The sequence below is a fragment of the Endozoicomonas sp. SESOKO4 genome (genome assembly GCF_024606275.1).
The window spans coordinates 1-9730 of sequence record NZ_JAHHPS010000673.1; the positions used below are offsets into that span (position 1 = coordinate 1).

Annotated in this window: 10 protein-coding genes; all 10 read right to left on the reverse strand. The window is 45.8% G+C overall.

Going from position 1 to position 9730, the window contains the following annotated elements; genetic code table 11:
• Nucleotides 1-31 precede the first annotated feature (31 nt).
• Nucleotides 32-1207 (reverse strand): hypothetical protein, encoded by a 1176-nt coding sequence (locus KDK16_RS13010; protein ID WP_257255470.1) that lies wholly within the window; start codon nt 1205-1207, stop codon nt 32-34.
• A gap of 77 nt (nt 1208-1284) precedes the next feature.
• A complete protein-coding gene (locus KDK16_RS13015) occupies nt 1285-2163 on the reverse strand; it encodes a polysaccharide pyruvyl transferase family protein (RefSeq protein ID WP_257255471.1) in 879 nt (292 codons plus the stop codon).
• A gap of 3 nt (nt 2164-2166) precedes the next feature.
• Entirely contained in the window at nt 2167-3630 is a 1464-nt protein-coding gene (locus tag KDK16_RS13020; RefSeq protein WP_257276451.1) for an oligosaccharide flippase family protein, read from the reverse strand.
• An 85-nt stretch (nt 3631-3715) separates the two neighbouring features.
• Nucleotides 3716-4615 (reverse strand): glycosyltransferase family 2 protein, encoded by a 900-nt coding sequence (locus KDK16_RS13025; protein WP_257276452.1) that lies wholly within the window; start codon nt 4613-4615, stop codon nt 3716-3718.
• Nucleotide 4616: 1 nt separating this feature from the next.
• Nucleotides 4617-4985 (reverse strand): hypothetical protein, encoded by a 369-nt coding sequence (locus tag KDK16_RS13030; RefSeq protein ID WP_257276453.1) that lies wholly within the window; start codon nt 4983-4985, stop codon nt 4617-4619.
• A gap of 74 nt (nt 4986-5059) precedes the next feature.
• The gene (locus tag KDK16_RS13035; RefSeq protein ID WP_257276454.1) at nt 5060-5608 is read right to left on the reverse strand and encodes a glycosyltransferase; all 549 of its coding nucleotides are present in this window, start codon (nt 5606-5608) and stop codon (nt 5060-5062) included.
• 25 nt (nt 5609-5633) lie between these two features.
• Nucleotides 5634-6824: an O-antigen ligase gene (locus KDK16_RS13040; protein WP_257276455.1), complete on the reverse strand. Its 1191-nt coding sequence runs from the start codon at nt 6822-6824 to the stop codon at nt 5634-5636.
• Nucleotides 6825-6867: 43 nt separating this feature from the next.
• Nucleotides 6868-8922, reverse strand: coding sequence for a polysaccharide biosynthesis tyrosine autokinase (locus KDK16_RS13045; protein ID WP_257276456.1), 2055 nt, complete (start codon nt 8920-8922; stop codon nt 6868-6870).
• Nucleotides 8922-9476 carry a polysaccharide biosynthesis/export family protein gene (locus KDK16_RS13050; protein ID WP_257276457.1) on the reverse strand — a complete coding sequence of 185 codons (555 nt, stop codon included), beginning with the start codon at nt 9474-9476 and terminating at the stop codon, nt 8922-8924. Before KDK16_RS13050 ends, KDK16_RS13045 begins: the two co-directional genes overlap by 1 nt.
• Before the next feature lie 25 nt (nt 9477-9501).
• Nucleotides 9502-9730: hypothetical protein (locus KDK16_RS13055; protein ID WP_257276458.1), on the reverse strand; the 229-nt coding region annotated here is incomplete at its 5' end.

A 9730-nucleotide genomic window follows, 5' to 3' on the forward strand; every position in this document is an offset into this window, starting at 1 on the left:
CTCAATTTCTTGCAATCCTCGCTACGGACGCTTAAGTCCGACAGGCTGCTAGCAGTTTTTTTGAGAGCCTGAAAACGTATTTACTGCCACTGGTACAAAAACGAACCAGTGAGCCTAAATGAGATGATAATGGGAAACGAAAGGCTTTTTTGCTGGCAAGAAGGGCAATTTCTCGCTCCAATGGTGCCCTGCTGATGAGAATCCTGCTGCAATAACTGTCTTTGTGTTGATGATAGACATCCAGATCAAACACTGCGGAGTACTTGTCCAGCTCACCGGCTATATCGAGAGTCAGCAATGTTCTCAGACACTTTACGCATTTGCTGCAATTACCTGCGACTTCATCCCCAACACAAACGTCTAAGGACGTATATGAATCTTCAACACCGGCAACTCGTATGGTTTTCTCAGCCCGGGTGTATTCACTGCCTACCGAGAGGGCTCTCAGAGATTCTGTCGACAGCATGGGCAAAGCCATTAAATCACTGTGCGCCATAGAGTCAGTTTCACCTATAAACACTTCCGGATAGGCATAGGCAGAACCATAGAGGTAGAGGCCTATTCCTTTCTGCAAAAGCAAGGCTACAGAGGTGTTTCTTGCCGTGTGAGTCTGCATGAAATGCAGATGATCGCAATAGAATTGGTCAAGGTTTGAATTAACCTTGATAAAAGGCAAACCGATTTTATCCGCTACAGGCTTCAATGCTTCATACCGGTCATTGAAGAGTATTTCAGGGTTTGTCTTCTTACCGTGAGACCCAACATTGTTATAGATCAGATGGGTCACTTTGAAGCCGGGTGAAACCTCGGAGTAAAAATAGTCAGCCAGCGTACAGTATGAGTCAACACCACCAGAAAAGCCGGTTATAACGCCCTTGCCATCATACGAAGAGTTGACGATCTGATCGGCCGATAATTCGACCAATTGCAGACAAGGCATAATACTTTTCAGTATATGTTGATAAGGACCCGACAGATGATGATAAAGGTGCTCAGAAACGGCACCCTCAACCCTGATACTCTCTCCCCTGCTCATCGCCGGAATCAAAACTGCCAATAATGCGGCATCCGCTCTGTCTGACATCAGCTCTGAAAACTCTTCCTGAATAGAGTATTCTAACGTCTTATCACCGAGAGCATAATTGATTCTTGCCGAGTATCTGGCTAAACCATTGCTGCGGGTTATTTCCGGTTTACTGATAATCATGGTCAAACATCTTCAATTTTTATTCTTCTGTTCAGGTCAGGAGTCTTCCTTGCTCTCTTTCCATCAGTAGAACTGATTCAAACTTTAACAGGGGCAATGGTTGATAAAGCCTCCAATGCCTGATGAGCCTTAGTCTTGAAAACAGCTTCATCGCTGAGGAAGCCCGTTTCTTCTGATAGCTTATTCAAGCGACTAGCGGCGTCCTTGATAAAATAATTCCGGGTAAAAGCCAGAATTCTTTCCGCTATCTGACTTTTTTTGCCCAGTCCGGTTCCACCGGTTGTTTTTGCCCAGAAATCTCTGAGACTTGAAGCTGGCATGGATCTGAACTCCAACGTCATCTCCAATGATTCGCTCCAGTCATACCATTTGTGTCGATGCAGGCTGGCCAACGGTTCAACAGCTAACCAGGGGGTTCTGAGGGTGTCTGCCAGAATGGCTCCATGCATTGCCTCTGAAATGATCAGTTCACTTTGCTCAATAGCATCCAGTATCACCTTAACGTCATCACGGGGATCAATAAAGTGGATACCCGCAAGCATACAAGCCTGCTCCCAGTTTCCCCTATCGATACTCTGAAAATGAGGCATGAAGCTCGCCTTAAACTTTTTATCTGTCGATGGCCTGCCAACAAAATGCGTCAGGATTGCCGAGTCAGTGATCGCCAGCTGTTTATCCAAGCCCAAAAAAGCTGCGGTACGGGGCCCCCGCACAAAACAGAATTGCCAGTTGCCGTCATGCACATCAGGCAAATCGGTATAACCTCCATAACCTGACCCGACCACCAGTTTTTTTGCATCAGGATCAAAATCATTCCAGATGATCGAACCTACTCCTAAAAACAACTGGGCTTCATCGTCATCAAAAAAGCCAGGTTCAATGAGTTCATCCCACAAAATGCGGTTCAACTCATCCCCGAAATTAGGCACTTCACCCTGGTAAAACGTTAACTTCATGGATCACCTGAAAATCAAGTTCAAACAGCATTCCAGCTTGTGAAACAGAGGCTGATATCTTGGCATCAGATCACATAGCGTTGCCTTGACCCGCCGATAATCCAACAACATGACAACAAACAGATAAATAGAAACCGCGATGGCTGTATCCACCACCAAGTGAATGACAGGATGCAGAGGAATAGCATTCTCCGCCAGATAAAGGACAATAATGAATGAAAAGCAACCCAGAATAGCTACCCGGATATTACCCAGATAATCGGTTAGCTTGAGATCAAGCAGGTCACAAGATTTGATCATGGAGATCGTGCAAAAAATAAATTTGCTAAGAACAAACACCACCAGCAACATCGCCATACCTTTGGAAGCCGCTATAGCAGTCAGTGGCATAATGATCATAAGCAAAATGATCTGTCTACTCACCCACCACTGGGCATGATCACAGATCAGAATGATGCTCTTCTGTGGAACCCCGAGAGCAACTGTTAAAAGAATGATACAGAATGCCTGAAAAACGCCCACTGCGCTGCTCCACTGCTCAGTAAACAAGATGCTGAAGATCATGTCTGCCTCAATAAACAGCAAGGTAAATACCGGAAACAGCAACATGGAGGTCAGATAGACAGAGTTCTGAAATGAGGTTCTAACCCGCTCAAAGTCACTTTGTTGAGAGGCCAGTAAAGGGAAGTTGACATCGTTTATGGTGCCAATACAGATATCACTGACAACATCCGACAGTCGTTTGGCAACATTAAAAAAGCCTAGCTCTTTATTGCCTAAAAAGGAACCGATGATGACTGAGTCGTAATGCTTACCTAGTTCTGAAAGTCCGGTAGTCACCGTACTATACCAACCGAATGAAGCCATTGACTTGAGTATACCCACTGAGCAGTAAAACTTCAGATAGCCTCTGGTGGGAATAAACACCGCAATGAAGTTAACAACAGACAATATGACCTGAGACCAGATCAGGGCCCAGACCCCGAAACCTGCATGAATCAGGGCAATTATAATAGCCGCAGACAGAAAGCTGGATAGTGTCACCCTGATGGCAATGGTTGCGTACTTCTGTTCACGCAAAAGCACCGCATTCAATGTATTAAACGAGCCATCAACGAGCAGCTTGAGGCAAAGAATTCTCAATGCCAGATTAAATACATCGGTTTGAAACTGGAACAGGGACAGGTAACTGAATCCCGTCAACACTGCACTGATTGTCAGTGCTACCAATAGATTGAGCCAGAAAACACTGCTGATGTGGCGACTGTCAATCTTTTCAAATTTGATCAGACCATCCCGCCAGCCACTGGGTAGCAGACAGGCTGCCAGAAATATCAACGCCAGGGCAAGTGCCACCAAACCGAAATCTTCAGGGCTGAGAATTCTGGCAGTGTAGGTAAAAACAGCAAAGGTTATGGCCGGTGGGAAAAATTTGCTTATAAACAGCCATATCACTCCTTTGGTCATTGAACTTTCATCGGACATACTGTCAATTTAACCAGATTAACCCGCGACTTCGAGGGATGCATTGTTATTTTTCTTTGTACTGACGCTAATACTGCTTAAGGTTTTCTCTGCCAATAAGCTTGGAAGTGACCCCAAGATGAAGGCAGCCCCGCAATAGCCAGAAGTTTCTCTTCAGTGAATGTGTTGAGAACAAGAGCAAGCCGACAAAGCAGATGAATACCTTAATAACCGCTTTCGTCAGTTCAATTGCACTTTGAATAGCACTGCTGTTCTCCCGACCTGTTATCAACCGATGGCCATAGGACTGTCCGGCACAATAACGTCTCTTGATCAACCAGCGAAGTTTTGCCCTGTGTGCAGGCACTTCTTCATAAGCAATGGCATTCTCTTCATAGACCAGTTTTGCTCCATTTCTGAACAAACGGGTAAAAAACTCTGTATCCTCACCTCCCGTCTGACCCAGAGACAGATTAAACCTTTCTCCATTGATGATCTCAGACCGCATATCCAGCAGGGTGTTGCCTGTGTAACCGGTCTGGATCACACCCTCTTCATACTGAGGTTTTGTCGTATGAAAATCACAACGCTCCATCCATTCGGGGCAGTTTTCAGGATAAATCGCCAAAACAGGGCCAAAAACCACCTGAGCAGCCGTTTTTTCTGCTTTGCTCAACATAGCTACCAGCCATCCTTCAGCTAACTCTTCATCGTCATCGATAAAGATCAGGTAGTCCGAATCAAGATTATCCAGGCAGGCATTTCTGGCTACGGATATATTACGGTAGGGAGCATGTATGTAGGTCAAATTCAGTCCGGCTTCAGCAGCGATAGCCAAAATCTGGCTTTTCATTGCCGGTTCCAGGTCATTATCTGCCACCCGTACAGACAGCTTTACGCCTTCCGGAACCCTTTGCTGGCCCAGGGACTCCAGTGTTTTTCTAACGGCTGGACGCCGAAAAGTGCAGATGGCTGCGCATACATCCATATCAATACGCTCTTCCCTTAAGTCGACGCGTCAATCCATTCACGATTTCACCACAGAATCCCAGTGACCAGCCCATATGCATGGTTGCCGCAGCCAGGCCTGACAAACAGCCGTATAAAGATCGGTTATAAACCCCAAGAACGAGCCCATATCCCACACAAACGAAGCACCAGAGAACAGCTGGCAGCAAAAAAACAAAGCTGACAGGTGCCAGCAAGAGCAGGAGCGCAGATGGAAATACCAGCATGGGCAAAGCCTGTCGCAGCTTCAGAGATTTTCTGTGCTGCAGGGTATGACTGGCCACCCCAACGCCATTACGATGGTACTGGCCGAACAGGGAAGTCAGGGTCTTTCTAGGGTAGTAGTTCATGACCGTTTCTGCGGTATGCCATATCCTGTATCCTGCTTCTGTGAGCCTATGGTCCAGTTCAAAGTCTTCATTGGCTACATAAGATTCATTGTACCCCCCCCCACAGCCTGAAAAGCGGATACCCTCATCAGAGCATGATGACCATGTTTCACCCACTGCCCTTCCTGTACTTTATTGCGATGTGTTGAGCCACCATTGCCCAGTAATGAGTTCTGGGTAATCGCTACCATTTCCTGAAAACGCGAATGTCCACAGGTTTGCATTGAGACTACGACCGAATCCGCTGACAGCTTCTCAAACTCGGTCATTAGGCTAGAAATGAAATTTTCGGGATAAGTTGCATGTGCATCCATTCGAATAAAACACTCGTAGCCTTCTCCATATTCTTCAATCGCCAGATTAACGCCGGCACTTTGAATTTTTTTTGGATTATCCAACAACCTGACTCGGCTATCTTGATCAGCTAGTTGACTGACAATAGAGCGGGTACCATCATTGCTGCCACCATCGACGATGATCAGTCTGCATGTTTTATAGTTCTCCAGAATCTGCCGGATTAAAGACTCGATATGCTCAGATTCGTTGAGACAGGGAATCACTACCAGAACATCTTGTTCAGCCATACTTTAATCCTGCAAAACGGCGTTATTATTGATAGACAATTCGGATGGGGTTGACTTCTGAACGCGGTGTCAGATAAACCCAGGAAAAACAGATCAGTAGCTGCATTATAGAGAACTCCCTGAACCAACTGACCTCAAGAATGGTCTGAGAAAGCATGAAGATAAATATGAATACTGCATAGCTCTCCCGGCTACCCATAACAAGGGAACGTTTCAGAAGAATCCTACGACACTGTATTAATATAACGGCCAGAAAAACCGTTAACCCGACGACTCCCAACTCAATCAGAATATCCACAAACATATTGTGAAAATTGAATTTGGCCCCGGATGTAAAGTTTAAAGCTTCCCAGATATCCTCAGCAACAGCGTTTCCCTGATAAAAAACAGCCTGAAAGCCAGTTCCCAGAACCGGGTTTGACCAGAAAAACTCTAACCCTCTCTGCCAAATATAAGTACGTCCTGTCAGAGTGGGGTCCTTGTCAAGGCTATACATGAGTTCATCAAAATACCCTTGGGAAACAAAGAGAACGATGGCAAGGCCCAAACAGACACCAGTAAGAATCAGAAAGAAATTGATGGCTCTGCGACTAAAGCCTCTCATCTCCCATTTGAGGTAAAAGATGACGAGTAGACCGGCAAAAGCACTCACGATAACAGCTACCAGCCCTGCCAGGGACTTGGCATTCAACAGCACAATGAAACTAATCAACGTCAACAAGGCTCCCAGTCCTCTGAAGATCCAGCCATGATGACGATTAAACATCAACGTCAGACCCGTAAAGAAGCTCAAGGCCGAGTGCACAGAAAGAAAGTTTTTACTCTGGTAGATACCGGTCAGAACGACCTCTTGGGTCAACCCATTGATCGCGGTACTGCCAAAAAGCAGGGATATCAACATTGCAATCAACATCGCGCAAGCCGCTGCAGACAGGAAAATATCTTCTCTCATGGTCTCCGCCAGAACAATGGCAATGATGCTTGTAAGAAATAACTGAAGACCGCTTTGAAGACTCTTACCCGGCTGGTCAGACCACAAAAAAGACAGCATGGCCAGCATTGGAATAAGCAGGATGATCCAGTGCTTTCGACAAAATGCTAGCGACTGACCATAATCGATTACCAAAACCAGCATGCCTGCCGCCAGAAACACCAGCCCGGCGAGTGCACCAAACATGGAGTTGAACATCAATGAAAAAACAATGATGAAAGCCAATACAAACTGTCTGAGTTCTGGCCTGTTTATAGCTATCAACGCTCTAGCTCTTATATAGAGTTCTTGATGGGTCAGCTTTATTCAGTACCACACCTGTGATATTGATCCCTGACTGATTTACACGCCCTAATGCTGCATTGACTCGCTCAACATTTGTCTTCCCGGCGCCTACGATATAGAGGATGCCGTCGCAGACCTCAGCCACCAATAAAGCATCGCTGACTTGTTCAACTGGAGGGCAATCTATAAAAATGTAGTCGTATTGTTTCCGTAAAAGCCCAAGCAGGTTCGAGAATCTCTCTGAAGCTAACAGGTCCTGTGTGGCAGCGGTTTCAGATCCTGATGCAAGAACAGACAACTTCCCATGTTGAGAGATGCAAGAATCAACGTGTGCCTGATTTTGCAGAATGTCGACTAATCCTTCAGTGCAAGCGACACTGTCAATATATTTTTGAATAGCAGGCTTTCTCATATTGGTTTCGATCAATAAAGTTCGTCCAAGCTCTGCAAAGGCGATTGCCGTATTGAATGCAATGCTGGTTTTACCTTCCGATGCTACTGTTGAAGTGACTGCAAATACCTTTTGATCCGGGCTGGCACCCAACTGAATACTTGAGCGAACGGTTCTTATGGCCTCAGAAAATGCGTCGCAAGACACTGGAGAAAACTTCAGAGGATCTTTCCCTTTACGTTTGGGCTGCTTCTTTTCAGGTATTACCGCCAGTAGCTTCTGTTGAAGCTTCTCTTCAACATCTCTGGAAATCCTTATCGTGTTGTCAAGCATTTCACGGATCATAACCAAAACTAAAGCTAAGACAAAAGCGATGGCAGCGGCAGACAGAACGATTAACTTCTTTTTAGGACTGTGTGGACGCAGAGGAACAATAGCTTCGTCAACAATTCTGGCATTACTGGTATTCAGATCAGACGTAGCTTGGGTCTCACCAATTCGGGTAAAGAAAACATCGTATAGATCCCGCTTCGTCTGAACCTGTCGCTCCAGCTCATTCAAACGAAACTGTTTACGATTAATATCCCTGACCTGAGCTCTGGCCCTTTCAACATTGGCCTGAATCGCCTTCTCATTGGCCAGAGCCACCTCATACTCTCGCTCTGCACCCTGGACAATTTTCCTTATTTGCTTCTGGATATTCTGATTAATGCTTTCAACTTTACTGAGGGCAGACTTCATCCTCGGGTGCTTGGGCCCATAACGGCGAGAGAGTTCCTCAACTTCGAGTTCAAGTACCGACTTGTCTTCCTTCAGCCTCTGTAACAGGTCACTTTGTAAAACGATAGGCAAAGAGCTCAGATCCTCAAAATTATCTTTGCCGGTATTCCTGACTTGCTGATAGATACTTTCTGCTGCAGCAAGCTGCCCCCGAATTTCTGCAAGAGACTCAGTGAGCGCGGTTAACTCACTTCTGGACAAAACCAGTTCTCCTCCCAGATCAATCAAACCTTCACGGTCCCGGTAACTCTGAAGAGCCTGCTCAGCTTCTTCGAGCTCTGCTGTCAGATCCTTAAGCCGGACCTCCATCCAATCTTTGGCATGGTTGGACACAGCCAGCCTCAAATCAAGCCAAGCATCTATGTAAGCGTGGGCAATAGCATTCGCAGCACTTGCCGCCAGCTCCGGGCTTTCGGACTGGTAGGCAATGTAAACAATCTGGGTTTTTCTAACCAGACTGACAGAATATTGCTTGGCAAACTCGTCCAAAAAAGTGTTGAAGCTCTGATGATTGTTGTCGAATGACAGCTTCCCCTGACTAATCAGATCACGTAAAGCCCTCTCCATAACCGTCCTGGATCTCAGAATTTCATACTGAGTGTTCAGGTAAGTATCGCTGCCAGCTATACCATATACATCTTTGATTGAGATAATGCTCTTGTCTCTATCCTCAATCATAAGTGTCGCAGTCGCGCGATATTGAGGTTTGAGTATATGCACGAATAAAATGGCAGCTAACGTCACAAGAAGAGTAAAAGCCGGAATCAGCCATCGATACATCTTCAAAACACTGAAAAGTTCGTAGATGGATATAACTTCTGTATTTCCGGGCTTTACTACGGTTGCATACTTTACTGGCTGATTCATCAAAAAAAGCTTTCTTGAACGTTAATGATATCACCTGGCTGAAGTCGCTCACTCAGCTTGAAGGTCAGGATCCTTTGCTCTCCCTGCACATTTTCCCTGACGACTGTTACCGTTTTCTTAGCAGCACGTTCGGTAAAGCCACCTGCCAGCGCAACGGCTTTTCCTAATGTCAGCCCGGGTTCAAAAGCAAAGGCACCGGGTTCTTTAACCTGCCCCCTTACAAAAAACTTTCGATACTCAAGAATTCTCACCGTGACATTAGGCTCAACCAAATAATCACCTCTGAGCTTGCCCTCGATATATCTCTGCAAGCGCCCTACCGACATCCCGCTGACTTTAATCTCACCGATAAAAGGCATGGAAATGGTGCCAGCATCACTGAGCCTGGCTTCTTTCAGGCTCATCTCTTCTTCGCCATAGACTGAGACAATGATTCGATCCCCCACACCGAGCTGATAGGAAGAACTATCCAAAGTATTGAGCTTGCCATGGGCAACCGGAGAAAACAGGGCAACCAGAAGAAACATCTGGATTATAGTTACTGTCTTTTTCACTTTTTATGTCCCTATAGCTGCTGGATCAGAGGGTGATTTTGCCGGTCATTAGATACTGGTTTCGATTATATCCTTCTGACCCGTAATCAGGAGAAAAAGAGTCCTCTCTTCTGACGGTATATTTCCAGTTCAACGATACAGTCAACCAACGTCGTGGCTCGTAGAATAAGCCAATCGAGTATTTATAAATGTCTCTCTGCTTAAGCCAGGTACCTGATCCGTCAAACAATCGGTCATCTGAATAGATCCAACCC